The following is an 18,804-nucleotide window of genomic DNA, read 5'->3' as shown; positions in this document are numbered from 1 at the left end:
GTCGCTTCCGTCGCTGCGGAAGGCGTTCAACGAGGCCAAGCACACCGACTCCCGGTTCGCCGGGTGGTGGGAGGAGAACTCCAAGGAGGCGTACAACACCGGTCTCGCGAACGCGTCGGCCGCGTTCGACAACTACGCGAAGTCCAAGCAGGGCAAGCGACGCGGCAAACGGGTGGGCGCGCCGCGGTTCAAGCCGAAGCGGAAAGCACGTCTGTCCTGCCGGTTCACCACCGGCACCATCCGCGTGGACACCGACGGCCGGCATGTGACGCTGCCGAGGCTGGGCACGCTCCGCACCCATGAGCCGACGGTGAAGCTCCTCGGCCGTGTCCAGGCCGGGACGGCCCGGGTCCTGTCCGCGACCGTGCGGCATGAGCGAGGACGCTGGTTCGTCTCCTTCCAAGTCGAGGTGAAGCGCGACATCGTGCGCGTGGCCCGCCCTGATGCGGCGGTCGGCATCGACCTCGGGATCAAGACTCTCGCGGTCATGGCCGACAGCACGGGCGAGATCCGCACCGTCGCGAATCCCGGCCACTACGACGCCGCCCGCGAGCAGCTGCGCCGCGCATCCCGGACCGTCTCCCGCCGCCAGGGCCCCGACCGCCGCACCGGACGCAAGCCGTCGAAGCGGTGGGAGAAAGCCAACGCCGCCCGCAACCGCGTACATCACCGGGTGGCGAACCTCCGCGCCGACGCCCTCCACAAGCTCACCACGGCCGTGGCCGCCGAGTACGGCACGATCGTGGTCGAAGACCTCAATGTCGCCGGCATGATGAAGAACCGGCGCCTGGCCCGACGCATCGCCGACGCCGGATTCGGCGAGATCCGCCGCCAGCTCGCGTACAAGACCCGCCAGCGCCACGCCACCCGCCTCGTGGCAGCCGACCGCTGGTACCCCTCCTCCAAGACCTGTTCCGGGTGCGGCGCGGTGAAAGCCAAACTGCCGCTGCACATCCGGACGTACGAATGCGACGCCTGCGGCCTGGTCACCGGCCGGGACGACAACGCCGCACTCAACCTCGCCGCCCTCGCGGCGGCCCGCACCACTGGTACCGGAGTGGCCGGAGACCAGGACACCGCCCCGGCGGCGTCGAAGCCTCGTGGAGCCGACCGTAAGACCCGCGCCACCCGCCTCCGCCGCACGGCGGAAGCGGGGCGGGCAGGTGGCGCAACCCTGCCGCACCAGCGGCAGCCGGAAACGAGAGACCGTACTCAAGCCGAAGCCCTCACGCTTTGGTGATGTGACGGACCTTCCGGGCCGGAATGCCCGGAATGCTGAGACCTGACTACGGTCTCCGCAACGGCACACCGTGTGGAGCCGGCTGAGGCCGGTGGTCGAGGCCCACCCGGAGACCCTCTTCGTCCTCACCCACTTCAGCCTGCGTCATTCGGACCGGGACGTGCTCGACTTCTTCCGCGGTGAGGGGCTCGGCAACGTGCTGTTGTGGGCGCATCCGGAGAGCCGGCTGCCCGAGCAGCACCAGCACGGCTGACGGGCGGACGGCCCCCGCCGGTGCCTGCCGGCGGGGGCCGTGCCGTCGTTCAGGACCTGCTCAGCACTCGCGCAGGCCCGGTGCGGGGTCGACGGAGGTGTGGACGTCGACGGCGGCGACGTTGCCCCACTGGCCGTTGTCCAGCTGGGTCCAGTACCAGACGTTGTTGCCGCCGGCGTGCTGGTCGCCGCGGCCCCAGCACTGGAACCAGCTGGGGCTGGTGTTCAGCGGCCCGCGCACCGCGGAGTTGTAGCGGCGGTGTTCGTAGCCCTTGGCACCGACCCGGTTGCCGCACCACAGCCTGCCGTCGGCGCGGACGCCGCATTCGGCGGCCGCGTTCCGCCCGGTGGCGGGCGTGGCCGCGGCGGGGCCGGTCACGGTGGCCGTGCCGCCCGCGAGTGCGGCGGCGGCGAGACCCAGGGCGATCTTGTGGCGTGCGGACATGGTTCCTCCTCGGAAAGCGGCTCCTTCCGGAGCCGGGTGTGATGGATGCGGCGGATGTGAGGGGTGTGGTGCTCAGGGGCAGGTGCGTACGCCGTCCAGCCAGGCCGGGCCCTTGATGTAGATGTTGGTGATCCAGGCCCCGTACTCGGGCAGGTAGGACCAGGCGTCGTTGGTGTAGCCCTCGGCGGTCACGGGTTCGGCGTGCTTCTGGCATGCGATGCGCACCGTGGTCGGGCCGGGGAACTTGTGCACCCGCTCGCTGGTGGTGGACGGCTCCTTGTGGGTCCACACGTCGGTGCCCCAGGTGCTGAACGTGCCGGGGGCCGTCGCCGTCGGCGCGATGCGGACCGCTCCGGCGTAGTCGCCGCCCGGCCGTACGTCGCTGACGGTGATCCGGGTGCCCGATTCGCGGGCCTCGACCATCTTCCCCGCGCCCAGGTAGATGGCGATGTGGTGGACGGAGCCCCCCGAGCCCCAGGCCAGCAGGTCGCCCGGGAGCAGTGGCGCGGTTCCCTGGGCGGCGGTGAACCGCTGTTGTGCCTGCGGTGCGTGGAACTGGTGGTGGGCGTTGCCGCGCAGCGGGTCGCCGCCGGCCGCGCGGTGGTAGGCGTAGCGGACCAGTCCCGAGCAGTCGAAGCCCAGCCGTTCCGGGTCGTGTGCGCTGTCGGGGTCGCTGGGGTCGACCTGGCCGTACGTCGGGCCGGGCTGGGGTCCGTGGCCGCCGCCCCAGGTGTACCAGACGCCGATCTGCTCGCACGCGGCCGCCACGGCCTTCGCGGCCACCGCGGAGGCGCCGGGGGCGAGGGGGCGGCACTCCCCCGCCGCTGCCGCCGTCCTCGCCGTCCCCGGTGCGGCGGCCGGTGCGGCGGCGGCGCGGGCGCCTCCCCAGGCGGCCAGGAGGGTGAGTGCCGTCGCCGCCGTCACCGCTGCGGCCGCCGTTGTGCGCATCGTCATGTTCCGGTCCCCCGTCTCGTCGGTGCCCGTCGTGCCCCGTCGTGCCCGCTGCGGTCGTCGTGCCCCGTCGTGCCCGCTGCGGTCGTCGTGCCCGTCGGGTCGTGGTGCCCGTTGCGGTCGTGGTGCCCGTCGGCTCCGAGACTGTTCCCCGCCGCCGCCGTGTGTCGAGCAGGCGCGGGTCGCCCCTTGCGAACGGGAAACGGGAAACTTCCGGGAAACCTGCTCCCACCAGGGGTTTTGAGGATCCGTCAGCGGGGGTCCGGTGGGGGCTGGAACCCGGGCCCGGTCAACCGCATCCCCCTTGAGGGGCCGGTCCGGGGACCGGCCCGGCCGTCCTCGACCCGATCCGGAGAATGCCGCGGTATGAACCCTCTGTCGCCGTCCGGTCCCGCGGGCAGTGCGCTCCGCGCCCTGCGGGAGTACCCGCGCCGTGCGCCGCTGACCCTCGCCTATGTCTGTGTGCTGCTGGCGGGCCACGCCTGGCTGGGCCACGGGCTGTCCGCGGAGCGGGCGGCCGCTGTGCTGGGGTACGTCAGCACCAACCTGGACAACCTGCGGGACCATCCGCTGTCCGCGCTGGCCGGCAGTGCGCTGTTCTTCGACGGGACGCTCACGGACGCCGCCTCGCCCGGCTTCGTGGGCACCTTCATCACCCTGGGGCTCGGGGTGTGCTGCTTCCTGGCCCGGGCGGAGTGCCGGTGGGGGAAGCGGCGCGCGGTGGCGGTGTTCCTCGGCGGGCACGTCGCGGCCACCCTGCTGACCGCTGGCGTCATCGTCGTCGCGCTGCGGTACGGCTGGTATCCGGCGGCCGTGCGGGAGTCCTTGGACTTCGGGATCAGTTACGGTGCGCAGACCGTGCTGGCGGCCGGCACGGCGGCGCTGCCGCGCCGGGGCCGTCTGCCCTGGGCGGCGTTCGTGCTGGCGTGGCCCCTCGGGGGTGCCGAATGGTCCGGTCCGCTGCCGGACTTCACCACCGTCGGCCATCTCACCGCGGCGGTCATCGGCTTCGCCCTGCAGGCCGACCCCGCCCCGCGGGCCAGGCGGGACCTTGACGACAGGGCCCAGGCGGGGTGAAGGACGCAGTCGATACGGGCCAGGCCCTCGTGGAGCCCGCGCGCTCCCCGGACGACGCGCTTGTCGGCGACGACGGACGACGCGCTCGCCGGGGTCGCGGGCCGGTTCCTCGCCGTTCCGCATCGCTTTGTCGCGGCCGGCCGCGTAGACGTAGACGGTGACCGCGTCGCGGAGCGCGGTGTGGATGCAGTCGGCGTGGTGGGGGTCGGCGACGGCGAGCGCGGAGGCGGCCGGCGGCGGCCCGGCCCGGTCCTGCCGCTGGAGCAGGGCGTGTGCGGTCACCCGGGCGCGGGGCTGCCCGGCTCCCTGGAGCGGGCGCGGCCGGCGGCGAGGAGCCCGTCCGGTTCGCCGCGGGTCACGGGCACGGGGACGTGCTGTTCCGGCTCGCCGCGCAGCTGGAGCGGGCCGCGCCGTGGGCCGGGCGCAGGCCGGCGGTGCGGGCGGGCGCGGCCCGGTCCGCCGGGGCCCGGCCGCCCCGCGGCCGCGGCGTGGCGGGCGGGGTGCGCAGCGCGGCGAAGCGCTGGTCGGCGCGGGTGAAACGTCATCTAAGATTCAAGCTGGCCGCGGGGCCGGGGCTCGTCGCAGTGCGCGGCGACCGCGGAAGGGCCAGGCCGGCCGGTCGATGAGAGCGGCCCGCGTCAGGGGTTCCGGTTCCGGTCCGGACGGGGACCGTCTGACGCTGATCATGAAGCTCCCGGGGAATCGCGTGCCGTCGGCGTGCGTCTCAGTGGTGTGAGATGCCCAGCCCGCACGCCCACGCACATATGACCGCCGGGGAGAAGTGAGGTATGGCAGTGATCTGCGTCGGAGGCATGATCGGGATCGGCAAGACGAGCGTCGCCGAACTGCTCGCGAAGGAACTGGGCAGCGAGGTCTTTTACGAGAGCGTCGACGACAATCCGATCCTTCCGCTCTTCTACACGGCGAGCCCCGAGGAGATCCAGGCGAGGCGCTACCCCTTCCTGCTCCAGCTGTACTTCCTGCAGACGCGGTTCGCCTCGATCAAGGAGGCGTACAAGCAGGGCGACAACGTCCTGGACCGGTCCATCTACGAGGACTGGTACTTCGCCAAGGTCAACCACGACCTGGGCCGGATCAGCTCCCTGGAGATGCAGGTGTACGAGGGGCTGCTGGGCGAGATGATGCGCGAGATCGACGGCCTGCCGTACCGCAAGGCTCCCGACCTCATGGTCTACCTCAAGGCGGACTTCGAGACGGTGCTGCACCGGATCGGCCTGCGGGGCCGGGACTTCGAACAGGACGAGGGCCTCATCGACTACTACCGGACGCTGTGGTCCGGCTACGACGACTGGGTGCACAAGCACTACTCGGCCAGCGAGGTCCTCGTCGTCGACATGAACAGCACCGATGTCGTGCACAGCCCCGACGACGCGGCCCGCGTGGTGCGGGAGGTCAAGGACGCCCTGGTCGCGGTCAGGCGGAACGCCCCGGCCGGTCTCTGAGCGCAGTGGCCGCCGTGGACGTCCGTGCCGGGTGTCCGGAAGGGCTGCGCCGAGGGCACAGCGCGGCCGGCGCCCCCGGCCCGGGCTCGGTGGGCGTCGGACGTCGGACGTCGCACGGCAATCACATCGCGTGCGAGAGGACTCCTGTGTGCTGGGGCGGCCGGCCGGCCGGCCCGGGTGAGCAGGTCTCTCGTCCTCCCGCACGACATGGTCGTGAAGGTCACCGCCGATGTGCCGCCCGGTGTCACCGGCGCCGTCACCCGGCCCGACGGCAGGGCGATCCACATCCCGCCGTCGTTCCTGGCGCAGATCGGGAAGGCCCTCGCCGATGGGGTGAGGACCGTGGAACGGCCCGCCCCGTTCCCGGCGTCGGAGTACGACACCGACGGCCTGACGGTGCTGTCGACGCTGTTCGTCCTCGGCCACGAGATGGGCGACGCCCCGCAGACGCCGGCTCCTGCCGGCCAGCCTCCGCCTTGAGGAGGACGCGGCCGGCGGCCATGCGGCGTTCTGCACCGTCAACGGGGTCGGGCCGGGTCCCTCGCCGGCCGCCGCGATCCTCTTCGACGAGATCCGCCCGCGAGGAGGGCCGGCCGGCCCCCGGAGGGCCTGGCGAGCGACCACCCCCGTCACCCGGCAGCGGGTCTTCAACTTCCTGTGCTGCCTGGAGGACAGCGACCCGGCGGAGTACAACGAGCCCCTCGCCGAGGGCGGTTGCCTCCCCCGGACCCGCGCGCCCCGCTGTGCTCGCAGGCGTGGGCGGTTCCGGACTTCGGCTGGTGGACCCGGCTTTGGCCCCACTTCGGTACGGCGTTCGAGTCCCGGAGGGGGGCGGAGCAGCAGGAGAAGGCGTACGCGCAGCTGATCGCGGCGGCCAGGGCCTTCGCGAAGCAGCCCGACGGGCTCCGCCGGGCGCAGTGAGTCCGTCCGGCAGGAGCCGGGAGCGCCGCTCCCCCGGTCTGCCGGGCACGGGGCGCAAGTCGTTTGCCCGGGAGCGATGACTTCTGTGTCCGGGGCCGGTCATAGGTGTGTCGAGTTCCTGTGTCGAGTTCCCTTTGAGGAAGGCCCGCCATGACCGTGTCCCGGACGCTCAGCGCCCGTTCCCGCGCCGCCCGTACGGCCGCCGGCCCGCACGTCCCCCGCGTCCCGCGCGTCCCGCGCCCGGCGGGGGCCGCGGCGGCGTTCTGCGCCGTGGCCGCGGGGCCGCTGTTCCTGGTCACGGGCATCGTGCAGGGGGTGGTGCGGGACGGCTTCGACTTCACCCGGAACGCGATCAGTCAGCTCGCGCTCGGGCAGGCGGGCTGGGTCCAGACGGTGAACTTCCTCGTCACCGGTGCGCTGTTGGTCGCCGGGGCGGCGGGGCTGCGGCGGGTGCTGGGGCGGGGTGCCGGGGGTGTGCGGGGGCCGGTTCTGGTCGGGGTGTTCGGTGTGTCGTTCTGGGCGGCCGCCGCTTTCCCGGCGGACGCCGGGGCGGGCTTTCCCGCCGGTGCTCCGGACACGGCCGTGATGAGCGCGCACGGTGCCGCCCACATGGCCGCCGGAATGGTCGGCCACCTCGCCCTGTGCGGCGCCTTCCTCGTCCTGGCCCGCCCGCTGGCCGCGCGCGGCCACCGCGGGTGGGCCGTGGCCTCCCGTCTCGTACCGGTGGCCGTGCTCTGCGGGTTCGCGGCCTCCGCCGTCTCCGTCCTGGCCTTCACCGTCGGCGCGGGCCTCGGCCTGGTGTGGCTGGCCGCCCTGGCCCTGCGCCTGGGCACCGGCCCGGCGGCAGCCCGCCGGGGCGCCCCCGGCGGGCTGCGGGAGGCAGGGGTCTAGCTGGGTTCTGTCGTCGAAGCAGCGCCGGCAGGGCCCTGCGGCGTCCGGTGCCCCGGCCGGGCCCGCAGGGCCGGGGGAAGCATCGCGAGGCGGAGGGGCGCCCGTGACCGGACGTACCCGGGCGCCCCGGCAACGCGGCGAGGTGCGGTGCCGGCGCCGCGGGCCGGGCGGGACTTCGACGACGGGACCTACCGGCGGAAGCCCCTTCGGGGGTTCCTGGCCCTGTGGGAGTCGAAGGGGGTGAACCAGGCGGCGCGGCCGAGGGCGGCCGGGTCCGTGAGGTCGGTGTGGAAGAGCGTGAGGACGTCTTCGTTGCGGAACAGCGGGTGGGAGAGGTCGTAGTCGTCCCGGTGCTGCGGGAGGGTGTGGTGGTCGTCGTCCTCGCGGAGGTCGTCCAGGTGGACGGGAACGTCCTGGACGGCGAGATGGAGGGCCATCTCCTCGGCGGTGCAGGAGGGGGCGGGCCAGTGCCCGTCCACGAGGTCGCCGGCCAGGTCATCGAAGGCGCGCGCCATCCGCCGCCGCCAGCGGTGGTCGGCGGTCCGGGTGAGCGGGGGCAACCGGTCGAAGACCTCCAGCGACGCGGGGCCGGCGTCGGGCAGGAGACGGTCCGCGAGGTACTGCGCGTCGTCGTAGGCCTGGTCGGCGAGGACGACCAGTGCCGTGTGGAGGAGGTCTGCGGTACGGGGGGTGAGCCGCCACCGGTGTTTCCCGGTGTGCCGGCCGGCGTCCGCGCCCGGCTGGTTACGGGGGTCGAAGAGGGCCGCGAAGTCCGGTGTCCGGACGGCGGGGGCGGGTCCGGTCCACCGGTCCGGCGGACGTGCGGCACCGTGGTGGACCGGTCCGGCCGCGTCGTCGGAACCGGCACCGGGTGCGGGTGCGGGTACGGAACCGGGTACGGGTGCGGGTGCGAAACCGGGTGCGGGTGCGGGTACGGGGGTGAGGGTGTGGAGTTCTGCGGTGCTGCGGTGTTCCAGGGTCCGGGTTCCGGCGACGTCGCCCTGCGCGGTGAGGGCGGTCATGGCCCCGGTCAGGTCGCGCGGGTCGTCCCCGCCGCGTTCGGACGCCGGCAGCGGCTGCCATCCGCGTTCCGCGGCGGCGTGCAGGAGCGCGTCCTCGTCGGTGACTCGGTACTCGTAGGTGTGTGTGATCCGTATGACCGCGCCCCGCCGGCTCCGGGACCGTGAGCGGGGCGGGCCGGCGAGCGGCAGGGCCAGCAGGAGCGCCCGGCGTCGGGTGTCGTGGGACTGCGGGAGGTGGACGACCGGGGCCGGGGCGGGGTGCGCGGAGGGGTGCTGGTGCATGCTCGGGCTGTTCCTCACGGGGCGGGTCGGCGGGGGCGGCTGGGGTCGTCGCGGGGCGGCGGGGTGCCGGTCGCGGGGGCGCGCCGTCGGCGTGCTCCCGTAGTCATGGACGGGGAACTGCCCCCGGTCAGTTTCACCGGCTTTCCGGATCCGCCCGCCCGGTACCGCGCAGACCTGCGCGGCGCGGTACCGGGCGGGCGGATCCGGAGCGTCCGGGCGGGCCGGTGGGGGCTCCGGGCGTTCCGTTGCGCGGCCATGACACCCCCACGCTTCTGAAGATGCTCAACATTCGCCAGATTCTTGAACATGATCAAAACTGGGTGCGGTCGTGGGTGCGGGAGTTCGAGGCCGAGCGGGAGCGCCGGGCGGCGCTGGGCGACCCCGACCGGGGCAGGGGCGCGCAGCTGCCGGCGGAGATCGTCCGCAGCATGCAGAAGTTCCAGGGCGGTGAGAACGGCGACGGCTCCGCACTGTGCGGCAAGGCCGATCTCGCGGGCGATCCGGTCTGCTCCGAGGCGGTGCGGCTCTTCATCGCCGAGGAGCAGAAGCCGGCGTCGCCGCCCGGCTGGGGCGGCGGCCGGCCGTGGAAGGCCTCCCCCGCCGCACCCGCAACCTCCGCGACGGTGTCGCGGCGCTCGCCATCGCCCCTCACGGTGCCGTCCGGGCCCCCGCGGCTCCCGCCGGTCCGCGCGCACCCGGCCCCGGGTACGCGAAGACGCTCCGGCCGGGAGGTCGTCCCGGCCGGAGCGTCTTCGTGGTGCGCGTCGGCTGCCCGCTGGTGGCGGCTCAGTACCAGTGGTGGGTCTGCCAGAAGTTCCAGGCGCCGACGGGGCTGCCGTAGCGCTCGTTCATGTAGTCCAGGCCCCACTTGATCTGGGTGGCCGGGTTGGTCTTCCAGTCCGCGCCCGCGGAGGCCATCTTCGAGGCCGGCAGGGCCTGGACCAGGCCGTACGCGCCGGAGGAGGCGTTCGTGGCGGTGTGGTTCCAGCCGCTCTCGCGGGAAACGATGTTGTTGAAGGCCGCGAACTGCGCCGGGTCCTTGATCATCTGCTGGGCGATCGCCTTGGCGCTCATCGGGGCCGCCTGGGCGGGAACCGTGGCGAGCATGGAGCCGGCGACGCCGAGGGCGACGACGGTACCTGCGAGGGTCTTCTTGGAAGCGGCGATGCGGCGGATGACGGCGTTGGACACGGAGGTTCCTTCCACAGGGGACTGGGGCGGTCGCGGCATGCCGGGGGCATGCGTGAGCCACTCACGCGGTGGAGAGGGGTTCGTCGGCGGCGGGTGAGGAACCCGTGCCGCCCGGCGACTCATCCAGTTCTACCGACGCCCCACCGCCCTGGCAACGACCGCCGTTACTAGGGGGCTTCGCAGTCGGGGCCCCACGGCCCCGCACGGGGCGGGGCGGGGTTCACGCAGGTGGGAGCGGGCCGGGAGGGGCCCGGGGCGGGCCTTCGGGGTCTACTATCCCGGTTCGTGTGTGACGTGAGTCCTATGGGGCGGCCCACCCCCCGGGCGCCCGGATCTCACCGAGCGTGACCGCTCGCACCCCTTCGAGAGACCGAGCCGCATGTCCGAATTGCACCAGAATCCAAGGAGATGAGTGGTTCGAGGAGCATGTACTCAGGGGGCGGCGCCTACGGACCGGGCAGGCAAGCTGTACTAAGCCGTCCCGGCTGTACGGCCGTACTCGGCCTCGGACGTACCGGAGGGGCGGCGGCGCGGGCGTGTGTTCCGCGGCGGGGCGGGTGGGCGGCGATAGGGTGCGGGCCGTGACCGAGCAGCAGCGCGATCTCGTCGGCTACGGCGCCGAGCCCCCGCACGCCGCGTGGCCCGGGGGTGCCCGTGTCGCCGTCAGCCTCGTGCTGAACTACGAGGAGGGCGGGGAGCAGAACATCCTGGAGGGCGACCGCACCTCGGAGGGGTACCTCCACGAGATCGTCGGTGCGCCGCCCGTGACGGGCGGGCGCGACCTGAACGTGGAGTCGATGTTCGCCTACGGGGCGCGTGCCGGTTTCTGGCGCATCCACCGCACGCTCGCCGCGCACGGTGCGCCGCTGACCGTGTACGCCGTGGGGCAGGCCCTGGAGCGCAACCCGGACGCGGCGCGCGCGATGGGGGCGGCCGGCTGGGAGGTGGCGGGCCACGGCCGGCGCTGGATCGACTACCGGCACGTGCCCGAGGAGGCCGAGCGTGCCGACATCGCGCGCACGGTCGAGACGGTCGGGCGGCTCGTCGGGCGGCGTCCCGTGGGCTGGTACACCGGTCGGACCAGTGCGAACACGCGGCGTCTGGTCGCCGGGGAGGGCGGGTTCCTCTACGACAGCGACGACTACTCCGACGACCTGCCGTTCTACGTCGAGGCGGGCGGGCGCCCGCACCTGGTGGTGCCGTACAGCCTGGACGCGAACGACTTCAAGTTCCTGATCGTGCACGGGTTCACGACCGCGGACGACATGCTGGCCTATCTCGTGGACACCTTCGAGACGCTCCGCGCCGAGGGCGCCGACCGGCCGCGGATGATGAGTGTCGGCATGCACTGCCGGATCATCGGGCGGCCGGGGCGGATCCGCGCGCTCGAGGGGTTCCTGAAGCACGTCGCGGGGCGGGGCGGGGCGTGGGTCGCCACGCGGGAGGAGATCGCACGGCACTGGCTGGCCACGCACCCGCCCGTGGGGTGAACGCGTGCGGACACGCTCTAGGATGCCGGGCGGGCGGGGCCGTAGCGCAGAGGTCGTCGCGCGCGGTCTCCAAAACCGTGAGGACGCCGGTTCGAATCCGGCCGGCTCCGTCCGCCCCGTCCTCCCCCGCATTGCGCCCGCTTCCGTACCGCGGCTGCCGCGGAGCCCCCGCCGGACCCCGGTTGAGGGGGTCTCGCGGGGGCCGGGGCGGGCCGGTCGGCCGCGGCCTTCGGGGTGTCGGGCTTCCGGGGGCGTGGGCTAGGAGGCGGAGGCCTGGACCTTGTCGGGGTTCTCCTTGTCCACGACCACCGGGTCCGGCTTCGGGGCGTCGGGCTTCGGGGCCGGGTTGGGGGCCGGGGCGGGCTTGTCGGGCTTGTGCTCGCAGTGGATCGATCGGCTACCGGAAGGCGGCCGGGCTACCGGTCTTCCCGCCCATCGGTGCCGCGCTCGCCGCGCTGCCCGACCTCCGGGCGGCTACGGCCGACGCCGCCCTGGAGGCCGTCACCGGCGGCAACTGCACGTGGGTGTGAGGGTCTGACGGTGTGATGGTCCGACGGGGCCTGCGCGGGTCCGGGGGCGGGCTCGGGGCGGCGGCCCGGCTGCCGTCCGCGGGGTCAGGAGGCCCGGCGGGGGCGGGCGGGGCGGCGCGGGCGGCGGCGGGCGGCGGGTGCCTCCGGGGCGGCCTGCGGTGAGGAGAACCCGCCCGCGACGGGCAGGGGAGCCGCCGCCGGGGCGGTGGCGGGCGCGGGGACCACGGCACCGGCCGGGGCCCGGCGGGCCTGCCCCTGCACCTGAACCTGGGGCTGCGCCTGCCCCTGCGCCTGCGTCTGCGCCTGGGAGCGGCCGAGGACGGCGGTGTGCGGGATGAGCGGCGCGCAGGACTGGCAGATCTCGGCGAGCGTCCAGACCTGTCCCACGGCCGGGTTGTGGACCAGGACCAGGAGGGTGGAGCCGGTGCACTGGGTGCGGGTCTCGTGCCAGGCGCACTGTGCGGCGGCCCGGCAGGCGCAGGCGGCGTTGGGGCGGACGGTGGCCAGCCGTGCGTGGGCCCGGGCGTGTTCGGCGGCGAACCGTTTCAGGGCCGCGGTGTCCTTCGAACGGGGCGGCATCCTGCAGGCTTCGGTGCTGCAGGTGACGGAGGCGCTGTGATCGGCGTGGCCGGTGAGCCGGACCGTCCAGGTCCGGCCGGGCACACGCGATCCGGGCATGAGGGTCAAGTCGGGTCCGATCGTCGTGTTTCAGGTGGGTCGGTCGCGGTCGGTCGCACCGACGCGGTGCTGATCGCGGCGGGGTGGATCCCGCGGGGCTGTCGGTCCCGGGCGGCGTCTCGCGGTTGGCGGCGCCGGGCCGCGGAGAAACGGACATCGCGCGGCCTCGGACGTGGGGTCTTTGTCGCACGTCCCGCGGCCTCTGTCAATGCCCCGCGCCTGGTCGGACGGGTGGAGGGCCGGGGCGGGTCAGCCGGCGGGACGGGTGAACCGTACGGGGACTCCCGGGGAGCAGAGCACGCTGACGGGCGGGCCGGCGGGCGCGGGCAGACCGGCCGCCGTCACCAGGTCCTCGTCGCAGCCGAGGAGTTCGGCGCGGTGCAGCGGCCAGCGCGGGTGGCTGTTGGGCAGGTACAGCAGCCGGCCGCGGAAGCCGCTGTGCATGCCCCGGCGGGCCGTCAGGAAGTGTTCGAGGGCGGTCGGCTCCGCGATGCGTTCACCGGTCCGCACGGTGAGGGTGCTGTGCGCGCCGCGCGGTCCGGGCCATCTGCGGCTGCTGGTGTAGGTCAGGGTCGGGCCGTCGCGGCGGGCCGACGGCCTGCGGCAGCCGGTGGCCGGTGGCCCGCCCTCGGCGCGGAACACCCGTACGGCTCAGGCCGGAGGTGCGGTGCAGGAGCCGCCGTACGGTGATCCTGCGGCCGTCGCTGCCGTTGCCCTCGCCGGGTCCGGCAGACGGCGCTCCACGGTGTCGTCGAGCCGGCGCCCTGCCCTCCGCCTCCGTCCGGAGCAGGACCGTGGCACGGAGGTCTCGGGGATGCCGCCGGTCCGGAACCGGTCCTCGGTGCCGCGCGGGGCACCGCGGGCCCGGGCCGTGATGCCGGGGATGGCGGGGACGGCGGGGACGGCGGGGACGGCGGGGACGGCGGGGACGGCAGCCTCGGCCCTGGTGGACATCGCGCGGGGCCGGGCCGGGGACGGCGGTGGCGGCCGCCACCGGACCCACCGGACCGACCGGGCTCACCGGGCTCACCGGGGCGACCTGTGTGGCCGTATCGGTCGTGCGTAACGTCATGTCGTGCTCCTCGGCGGCCGGCATGCTCGCGGGAACCCGTGCGGCCTGCCCCGGGAACCGGGCGGGGGGCTGCCCCTCGGCAGGGCCGTGCCGGACGGGGGACGGTCGAGCGCGGCCCCGGTCCGTCACCTCCCGGGTGCAGCGGGGGCCCGGCTCCCGACGGGACGACGGGGGCGGGGCGGGCGGCTACGTTGGCGCCCGTTCGCGACGCCCATCACGGAGGTGCGCAGCATGCAGTCCCGTTCCGCCGTCGTCCCGCGCGGGCTCGTGGCCGGGGCGACGGCCCTCGCCCTGACCGCGGTCACCGCCCTCCTGGTGGCCGCTCCCCGGCCCGCCACCACCACGGCAACCATGGCCGGGGCCACCGCCGCCACCGCCGTCACGGCCGGGGCCACCGCCGTCACGGCCGGGGCCTCCGGGGCCGGGGCCGCAGCTGGTGCCGGGGTGGTCGGCTCGTCCGTGCCGGTCCTGGCCTGGGGCCCCTGCACCGGTCCGCAGGACGGCTTCGAGTGCGCGACCGTCCGCGTACCGCTGGACCATCGCCGGCCCGCCGGGCCCACGATCGCTCTCGCCGTGACCCGGCGGCCCGCGGCCGACCCCGCCCGCCGCACCGGTGTCCTGCTGCTGCACCCGGGCGGGCCGGGCAACTCCGGTGTGGACTTCGCCCGTAACAGCCACGCCGCCCTGCCCGCCGCCCTCCGCGACTCCTTCGACGTCGTCGGCTACGACATGCGCGGTGTGGCGCGCGGCGCCCGGGTGGAGTGCTGGGACGACGAGGAGTACGCGGCCGCCGTCGACGCCGCGCGCGGCGTGCCCGGCCCGGGAGCCCTGCAGCGCGCCGTCCGGCAGGGCGCCGGCTTCGCCGCCGCCTGCCGACAGCGCTCCGGCGGTCTCGTGCCGTTCGTCGGCACCGGCTTCAACGCCCGGGACATCGACCTGCTGCGGCGGGCCCTGGGCGAGGAGACGCTCTCCTTCTACGGGCGTTCCTTCGGCAGCTACGTCGGCACCGTCTATGCCGCGCAGTTCCCGCGGCGGGTGCGGGCCATGGTCCTGGACGGGGCCTACGACCCGCACCTGTACGCGGACGTGCCCTACGCCTACGACGCCGCGCAGTTCGCCGCCCTGGACGCGGCGGCCGGCCGGTTCCTCGACTGGTGCGCGCAGGAGGCAGCCGTCTGCGGGTTCGGTGACGGCCGGCCGCGGCAGGCCTTCGAAGACCTCGAACGGGCGCTGGACGCCGACCCGGTCATCACCGCGGGCGGACGCCCGGCCACCGGCTACACCCTCGCCTACCGCCTGATGTTCGCCATCAACGCGGGCAAGGAGATCTGGCCCTACCTGGGTGAGGCGCTGCGGGCGGCGCAGGACCGGCGGGCGTCGTTCCTGCTGTCCCCGCCCTCACCGGCGTCCTTCGGTTTCCTGACCGTGAACACGGCCGTCGAGTGCGCCGACCGCCGCTATCCGCCCGGCCGTGCGCTCCTGGGCGCGCTGGTCGGCGCGCACGCCGCCTCGGCTCCGCTGCTGGGCCCCCCGGTCGGCCTCGGGCCGCCCGCCTACGACCACAACCACGCGCCGGCGTGCGTCCCGTGGCCGGCGGACCGGCCCGGCCGCTTCGAGGGCTCCTACCGTGCGGCCGGTTCCGCCCCGATCCTGGTCCTCGGTACGACCGGGGACCCCGACACCCCCTACCAGGACGCCGTGGCCCTCGCCGGGACGCTGGAGAACGGCCGGCTGCTGACGTTCGCCGCGGAGGGACACACCGCCTACAACCGCAGCGCGTGCATCAGCGCCCTGGTCAACGGCTACCTCGCCACGGGGGCGCTGCCCGCGCGGGGCACCGTCTGCGCGGACGAGGCGCCGCCGGAACCGGCCGGCCGCCGCACCGCGGGCCTCGAGGCCGACGAGACGCGCGAGGTGATCCCCGTACTGCGGTCGACTTGACCCGGCCCTGAGGGACCGGGCTTGGAGGCAGCGCCCGACTGGCTGCTGGGTGGGCTCCTCCGTCCGGGCACCCCTATGGGGTGGCAGGGACGCGTGACTCACGCCCCGTGGTCCGCACGGTCTCGCCCTTGCGGCCGGTGTTGTGGGACGCGTTGACGCTCCGCGTGCATGAGGGCCCCGCAGGACCGGCAGGCGAACGTCGCTTGTGACGGGCGGTTGCCCCGGTCGGTGTGACCGCACTCGGAGCACTGCTGGCTGGTGTACGCCGGATCGGCGTACACCAGCGGCACCCCGGCCCGCCTGGCCCTGTACTCGATGTACTGGCCGAGCTGGTGGAAGCTCCACGAATGCAGAGAGGTCCGCTGGTCCTTGCGGAGCCGTACCCGGCTACCGGGAACTTGGCCAGTGCTCCGTCCTTTAGGGCGGAGGTGAAGGCCATCTTTGGCTCGGAGGCGCGGAGCGCCGGAGTGCCCTGCGCCTCCGTCTGATCGGTTGGGTCAGGCCGGGCGGTTCTGCTGCTCGATGTACTGACGGATGACCGACAGCGGTGCCCCGCCGACCGACCCTGCGAAGTAAGACCCCGACCACAGCTTGTTGGCCCGGTAGTAGTGCCGCACCAGGTCGGGGAACTCCTGCCGGAGCCGGCGCGATGACACGCCCTTGAGGCTGTTGACCAGCTTGGAGACGGCGACCTTCGGCGGGTAGTTGACGAGCAGGTGCACGTGGTTCGCCTCGCCGTTGAACTCGACCAGCTCGGTCTCGAAGTCGGCGCACACGTCCCGCATGATCTCCTCCATGCGCTTGAGGTGCCGGTCCCCGAAGACGCTGTGACGGAACTTCGTCACGAAAACCAAGTGCGCGTGCATGACGAACCGCGCAGTGCCTACCAGTGCAGATGTTCTGATACTCAGCCATAAACCAACGGTAGTACGGTGATCCGCATGCAGCTCAGGTACTCTTTCCGGGTTCAGCCGACCGTCGGTCAGCGCAAGCGCGCAGCCCGCGTGTTCGGTCATGCCCGGTGGGTGTGGAACGCGGGTCTCGCGCTCCAGGCCCCGGTCAAGGAGGCCAACAAGCTGCTCGGCAACCCGCGCAAGCGGCTGGCCGAGGAGCCGTACCAGCGGATACCGAAGAACCAGGACCTCTCGAAGCTGCTCATCACCGAGGCCAAGAAAGGCGAACAGTCCTGGCTTTCCCAGGCTCCGGCCCCGGTGTTGCAGCAGTCCCTCCGTGACCTGGACAAGGCGTGGACGGCGCACGAGGACTCCAAGTCCGGCAAGCGCCCCGGCACGAAGGTCGAGCCGCCGCGCTTCAAGTCCAAGCACGACCGGCGCCAGTCCGCCCGGTTCACCGTGAACGCCCGCTTCAAGATCACACCGGAAGGGCGTCTGCGCCTGCCGAACATCGGTGACCTCAAGGTCAACTGGACCCGTGATCTGCCGTCCGCACCGTCGTCGGTGACGCTGATCAAGGACCAGTCCGGCCGGTACTGGGCGTCCTTCGTCGTGGAGACCGACCCCGCCGACGACGCCGACACCATGCCGCAGACCACCGCCGAGACCGGCATCGACCTCGGTCTCACGCACTACGCGATCCTCTCCGATGGCACGAAGATCAAAAACCCGCGCTGGCTCCGGCGCGCGGAGAAGAAGCTGAAGAAGGCGCAGCGCGAGCTGTCGAGGAAAGTCAAGGGCAGCAGCAACCGGAGCAAGGCCCGCGTCAAGGTCGCCCGCGCGCACGCGCACGTGGCGAACGCCCGCAAGGACTGGCAGCACAAGCTCTCCACCAAGTTGATCAGCGAAAACCAAGCGATCACCGTGGAGACCCTGGGCGTGCTCGGCCTCGCACGAGGGCGCAACGCCAAATCCGTCAACGACGCCGCATGGGGCCAGTTCGTCATGCTGCTGGAGTACAAGGCCCTGCGGTACGGGCGCGAGGTGACCAAGGTCGCCCGCGACTTCCCGTCCACGCAGGTGTGCTCCGCGTGCGGACACCGGCCCCCCGAGAAGCTCGCCCTGCACGTCCGCGAGTGGACCTGCCTCAACTGCGAAACCCACCACGACCGCGACCACAACGCGGCCAAGAACCTGCACTACGAAGGACGGCGCATCCGTGCAGCCGCCCACACACCGGAGGACGTTCCGGCCCTCACCGGGTGACCGAGTGAGGTAAACGCCTGTGGATCGCTGTGAGACCCTATCCGGTCGGAAATCGGAGGGCGAGCGAGCAACCCCCACCCCGGTGGGAAGGAACCAGGAACCGACCGCCACACCCCGCGAAGCGTTGCCGCGCGGAGCGTGGCAGGGAATCTCTCCCGTTTGCGGGGGAGAGCTCGGGAGTCAAGGATGCCCGTGAGGTCTTCCAGGGCGATACCGGAGCCGGTGCGTTCAGCGGTGGTGACGATGTACTTGGAGATGATGTGGCTGACGTTGGCGGTATGCCGGGCTTCCTTGCACGAGCGCTTCTTCAGGAGGCGCCCCGCGGACTTGGTGCCCTTGGACTGGAGCTTCTTCTCTAGCGCGAGCTGCCGCTCGCGGTGCCGGTTCAGACCGCGCCCGGCAGCCCGGTAGCCGGTGGAGGCAGTGGCGATGTTCACGATCTGGAGATCGACGCCGACGAACCCGGCCGGGTTCTCGTCGACCGGCTTCTCGGGCACGTCGCAGACGGAGAGCAGGCAGAACACGCCGTCCCGTTCGATCAGGTCGGATTCGCCCTTGCGGTGCTCGTGTCCCCGGCCGGGCAGGCCGGGCGGGACGGGCGGAGGGGTGTGGAGGGGGTGGGGGTGGGGGCCGGGTATGGCGGGCGGGATGCGGCCCCCGTCGCAGCCATGAGGGCCAGGACCGCACCCCGCACCGGACGCCTACCCAGGACCGTCCGGCCGACACCAGCCGGCTGCGGGGGCGCTCCCCCGGCCCGTCAGGGGTTCGTCGTCCGTGGTGGGCCCGGCGGACCTCCTGCCCCGCTGGTCGCAGGCCCCGTAGGCCCCGTAGGCCCCGTAGGCGCGGAAGTCGCGCTGGGCCTCGACGAGCGACAGCCGGTTCGAGCCGCCCGGCACGAACGGCCGGCGCAGCAGACCGGGCAGATGCCGTACGAAACCGAGATGTCCACAGCAGGGGCAGGGGCGACGGGTGTCCACCGGGGTGGTCTGCCCTGCTGGCACCGGCGCCGGACATGCGGCGGCACCTCGCAGAGTTGCCTCCGCGAGGTGCCGCCCTCGACCGCTGATGACTGATCAGCCCTGCGTACCGCCCTGGGTGTTCCCGGTCCCGCCACCCTGGGTGCCGCCCTGGGTGTTGCCGGTCCCGCCACCCTGGGTGCCGCCCTGGGTGTTGCCCGTCCCGCCACCCTGGGTGCCGCC

The 18,804-nt window shown here is 73.6% G+C and carries 17 protein-coding genes, 1 tRNA gene and 3 pseudogenes; 11 read left to right on the top strand and 10 right to left on the bottom strand.

Going from position 1 to position 18,804, the window contains the following annotated elements:
- Positions 1-7: 7 nt before the first annotated feature.
- Together tnpB and ACIPXC_RS11715 are read left to right on the top strand one after the other, a co-directional pair.
- Positions 8-1,240: pseudogene (gene tnpB / locus ACIPXC_RS11720) on the top strand (IS607 family element RNA-guided endonuclease TnpB); the annotation flags it as partial.
- A gap of 91 nt (positions 1,241-1,331) precedes the next feature.
- Positions 1,332-1,493, top strand: a complete 162-nt coding sequence (locus tag ACIPXC_RS11715) for a hypothetical protein (RefSeq protein ID WP_401615929.1) — start codon at positions 1,332-1,334, stop codon at positions 1,491-1,493.
- A gap of 60 nt (positions 1,494-1,553) precedes the next feature.
- On the opposite strand, the gene ACIPXC_RS11710 is transcribed toward ACIPXC_RS11715, so the two are convergent.
- Positions 1,554-1,937, bottom strand: a complete 384-nt coding sequence (locus tag ACIPXC_RS11710) for a hypothetical protein (protein ID WP_401615927.1) — start codon at positions 1,935-1,937, stop codon at positions 1,554-1,556.
- 72 nt (positions 1,938-2,009) lie between these two features.
- Positions 2,010-2,891, bottom strand: coding sequence for a C40 family peptidase (locus ACIPXC_RS11705; protein ID WP_401615926.1), 882 nt, complete (start codon positions 2,889-2,891; stop codon positions 2,010-2,012).
- Positions 2,892-3,254: 363 nt separating this feature from the next.
- Between ACIPXC_RS11705 and ACIPXC_RS11700 the strand changes: the two genes are divergently transcribed.
- From ACIPXC_RS11700 to ACIPXC_RS11680, 5 genes are all read left to right on the top strand, one after another.
- A complete protein-coding gene (locus ACIPXC_RS11700; RefSeq protein ID WP_401615924.1) occupies positions 3,255-3,965 on the top strand; it encodes a rhomboid-like protein in 711 nt (236 codons plus the stop codon).
- A 788-nt stretch (positions 3,966-4,753) separates the two neighbouring features.
- Positions 4,754-5,428, top strand: coding sequence for a deoxynucleoside kinase (locus ACIPXC_RS11695; RefSeq protein WP_401615922.1), 675 nt, complete (start codon positions 4,754-4,756; stop codon positions 5,426-5,428).
- A 177-nt stretch (positions 5,429-5,605) separates the two neighbouring features.
- The gene (locus tag ACIPXC_RS11690) at positions 5,606-5,908 is read left to right on the top strand and encodes a hypothetical protein (RefSeq protein WP_401615920.1); all 303 of its coding nucleotides are present in this window, start codon (positions 5,606-5,608) and stop codon (positions 5,906-5,908) included.
- A gap of 234 nt (positions 5,909-6,142) precedes the next feature.
- Entirely contained in the window at positions 6,143-6,349 is a 207-nt protein-coding gene (locus tag ACIPXC_RS11685) for a hypothetical protein (protein WP_401615919.1), read from the top strand.
- A gap of 150 nt (positions 6,350-6,499) precedes the next feature.
- A complete protein-coding gene (locus ACIPXC_RS11680) occupies positions 6,500-7,240 on the top strand; it encodes a DUF998 domain-containing protein (RefSeq protein ID WP_401615917.1) in 741 nt (246 codons plus the stop codon).
- 188 nt (positions 7,241-7,428) lie between these two features.
- Here ACIPXC_RS11680 and ACIPXC_RS11675 read toward each other — a convergent pair whose 3' ends face one another.
- Both ACIPXC_RS11675 and ACIPXC_RS11670 read right to left on the bottom strand, forming a co-directional pair.
- Positions 7,429-8,544, bottom strand: a complete 1,116-nt coding sequence (locus ACIPXC_RS11675) for a hypothetical protein (RefSeq protein ID WP_401615915.1) — start codon at positions 8,542-8,544, stop codon at positions 7,429-7,431.
- Between the two features lie 786 nt (positions 8,545-9,330).
- Entirely contained in the window at positions 9,331-9,774 is a 444-nt protein-coding gene (locus ACIPXC_RS11670; RefSeq protein ID WP_386527871.1) for a transglycosylase SLT domain-containing protein, read from the bottom strand.
- Positions 9,775-10,316: 542 nt separating this feature from the next.
- Between ACIPXC_RS11670 and puuE the strand changes: the two genes are divergently transcribed.
- Positions 10,317-11,225 carry an allantoinase PuuE gene (gene puuE, locus ACIPXC_RS11665; RefSeq protein WP_401615913.1) on the top strand — a complete coding sequence of 303 codons (909 nt, stop codon included), beginning with the start codon at positions 10,317-10,319 and terminating at the stop codon, positions 11,223-11,225.
- A gap of 35 nt (positions 11,226-11,260) precedes the next feature.
- Positions 11,261-11,335 (top strand) — tRNA-Trp (locus ACIPXC_RS11660).
- 504 nt (positions 11,336-11,839) lie between these two features.
- Here the strand turns inward: ACIPXC_RS11660 and ACIPXC_RS11655 are convergent.
- Positions 11,840-12,433 carry a hypothetical protein gene (locus tag ACIPXC_RS11655; protein ID WP_401615911.1) on the bottom strand — a complete coding sequence of 198 codons (594 nt, stop codon included), beginning with the start codon at positions 12,431-12,433 and terminating at the stop codon, positions 11,840-11,842.
- A 249-nt stretch (positions 12,434-12,682) separates the two neighbouring features.
- Positions 12,683-13,033 (bottom strand): annotated as a pseudogene (locus tag ACIPXC_RS11650) (DUF2071 domain-containing protein); the annotation flags it as partial.
- Positions 13,034-13,736: 703 nt separating this feature from the next.
- Between ACIPXC_RS11650 and ACIPXC_RS11645 the strand changes: the two are divergent.
- Entirely contained in the window at positions 13,737-15,446 is a 1,710-nt protein-coding gene (locus ACIPXC_RS11645; protein ID WP_401615909.1) for an alpha/beta fold hydrolase, read from the top strand.
- A gap of 98 nt (positions 15,447-15,544) precedes the next feature.
- Here ACIPXC_RS11645 and ACIPXC_RS11640 read toward each other — a convergent pair whose 3' ends face one another.
- Both ACIPXC_RS11640 and tnpA read right to left on the bottom strand, forming a co-directional pair.
- Entirely contained in the window at positions 15,545-15,799 is a 255-nt protein-coding gene (locus ACIPXC_RS11640; RefSeq protein WP_401616165.1) for a zinc ribbon domain-containing protein, read from the bottom strand.
- A gap of 144 nt (positions 15,800-15,943) precedes the next feature.
- Positions 15,944-16,361 (bottom strand): annotated as a pseudogene (gene tnpA / locus ACIPXC_RS11635) (IS200/IS605 family transposase).
- 26 nt (positions 16,362-16,387) lie between these two features.
- On the opposite strand from tnpA, the gene ACIPXC_RS11630 reads away from it, so the two are divergent.
- Positions 16,388-17,605 carry an RNA-guided endonuclease InsQ/TnpB family protein gene (locus ACIPXC_RS11630; protein ID WP_401615907.1) on the top strand — a complete coding sequence of 406 codons (1,218 nt, stop codon included), beginning with the start codon at positions 16,388-16,390 and terminating at the stop codon, positions 17,603-17,605.
- Here ACIPXC_RS11630 and ACIPXC_RS11625 read toward each other — a convergent pair.
- Both ACIPXC_RS11625 and ACIPXC_RS11620 read right to left on the bottom strand, forming a co-directional pair.
- Positions 17,539-18,102, bottom strand: a complete 564-nt coding sequence (locus ACIPXC_RS11625; RefSeq protein ID WP_401615905.1) for a hypothetical protein — start codon at positions 18,100-18,102, stop codon at positions 17,539-17,541. The genes ACIPXC_RS11630 and ACIPXC_RS11625 overlap by 67 nt on opposite strands.
- Before the next feature lie 204 nt (positions 18,103-18,306).
- Positions 18,307-18,582, bottom strand: a complete 276-nt coding sequence (locus ACIPXC_RS11620; RefSeq protein WP_401615903.1) for a hypothetical protein — start codon at positions 18,580-18,582, stop codon at positions 18,307-18,309.
- Positions 18,583-18,804 lie beyond the last annotated feature (222 nt).

It is taken from the genome of Streptomyces sp. NPDC090021, from assembly GCF_044748225.1.
Classification (GTDB): Bacteria; Actinomycetota; Actinomycetes; order Streptomycetales; family Streptomycetaceae; genus Streptomyces.
The sequence above is the reverse complement of the archived record's forward strand: the minus strand, read 5'-3'. Positions and strand labels throughout refer to the sequence as shown.

Excerpts from the sequence above, each read along its gene's own strand:
- ACIPXC_RS11710 (WP_401615927.1), bottom strand. The coding sequence starts at position 1,937 with ATGTCCGCACGCCACAAGATCGCCCTGGGTCTCGCCGCCGCCGCACTC.
- ACIPXC_RS11705 (WP_401615926.1), bottom strand. The coding sequence starts at position 2,891 with ATGACGATGCGCACAACGGCGGCCGCAGCGGTGACGGCGGCGACGGCA.
- ACIPXC_RS11700 (WP_401615924.1), top strand. The coding sequence starts at position 3,255 with ATGAACCCTCTGTCGCCGTCCGGTCCCGCGGGCAGTGCGCTCCGCGCC.
- ACIPXC_RS11695 (WP_401615922.1), top strand. The coding sequence starts at position 4,754 with ATGGCAGTGATCTGCGTCGGAGGCATGATCGGGATCGGCAAGACGAGC.
- ACIPXC_RS11680 (WP_401615917.1), top strand. The coding sequence starts at position 6,500 with ATGACCGTGTCCCGGACGCTCAGCGCCCGTTCCCGCGCCGCCCGTACG.
- ACIPXC_RS11675 (WP_401615915.1), bottom strand. The coding sequence starts at position 8,544 with ATGCACCAGCACCCCTCCGCGCACCCCGCCCCGGCCCCGGTCGTCCAC.
- ACIPXC_RS11670 (WP_386527871.1), bottom strand. The coding sequence starts at position 9,774 with ATGCCGCGACCGCCCCAGTCCCCTGTGGAAGGAACCTCCGTGTCCAAC.
- ACIPXC_RS11655 (WP_401615911.1), bottom strand. The coding sequence starts at position 12,433 with ATGCCCGGATCGCGTGTGCCCGGCCGGACCTGGACGGTCCGGCTCACC.
- ACIPXC_RS11645 (WP_401615909.1), top strand. The coding sequence starts at position 13,737 with ATGCAGTCCCGTTCCGCCGTCGTCCCGCGCGGGCTCGTGGCCGGGGCG.
- ACIPXC_RS11630 (WP_401615907.1), top strand. The coding sequence starts at position 16,388 with ATGCAGCTCAGGTACTCTTTCCGGGTTCAGCCGACCGTCGGTCAGCGC.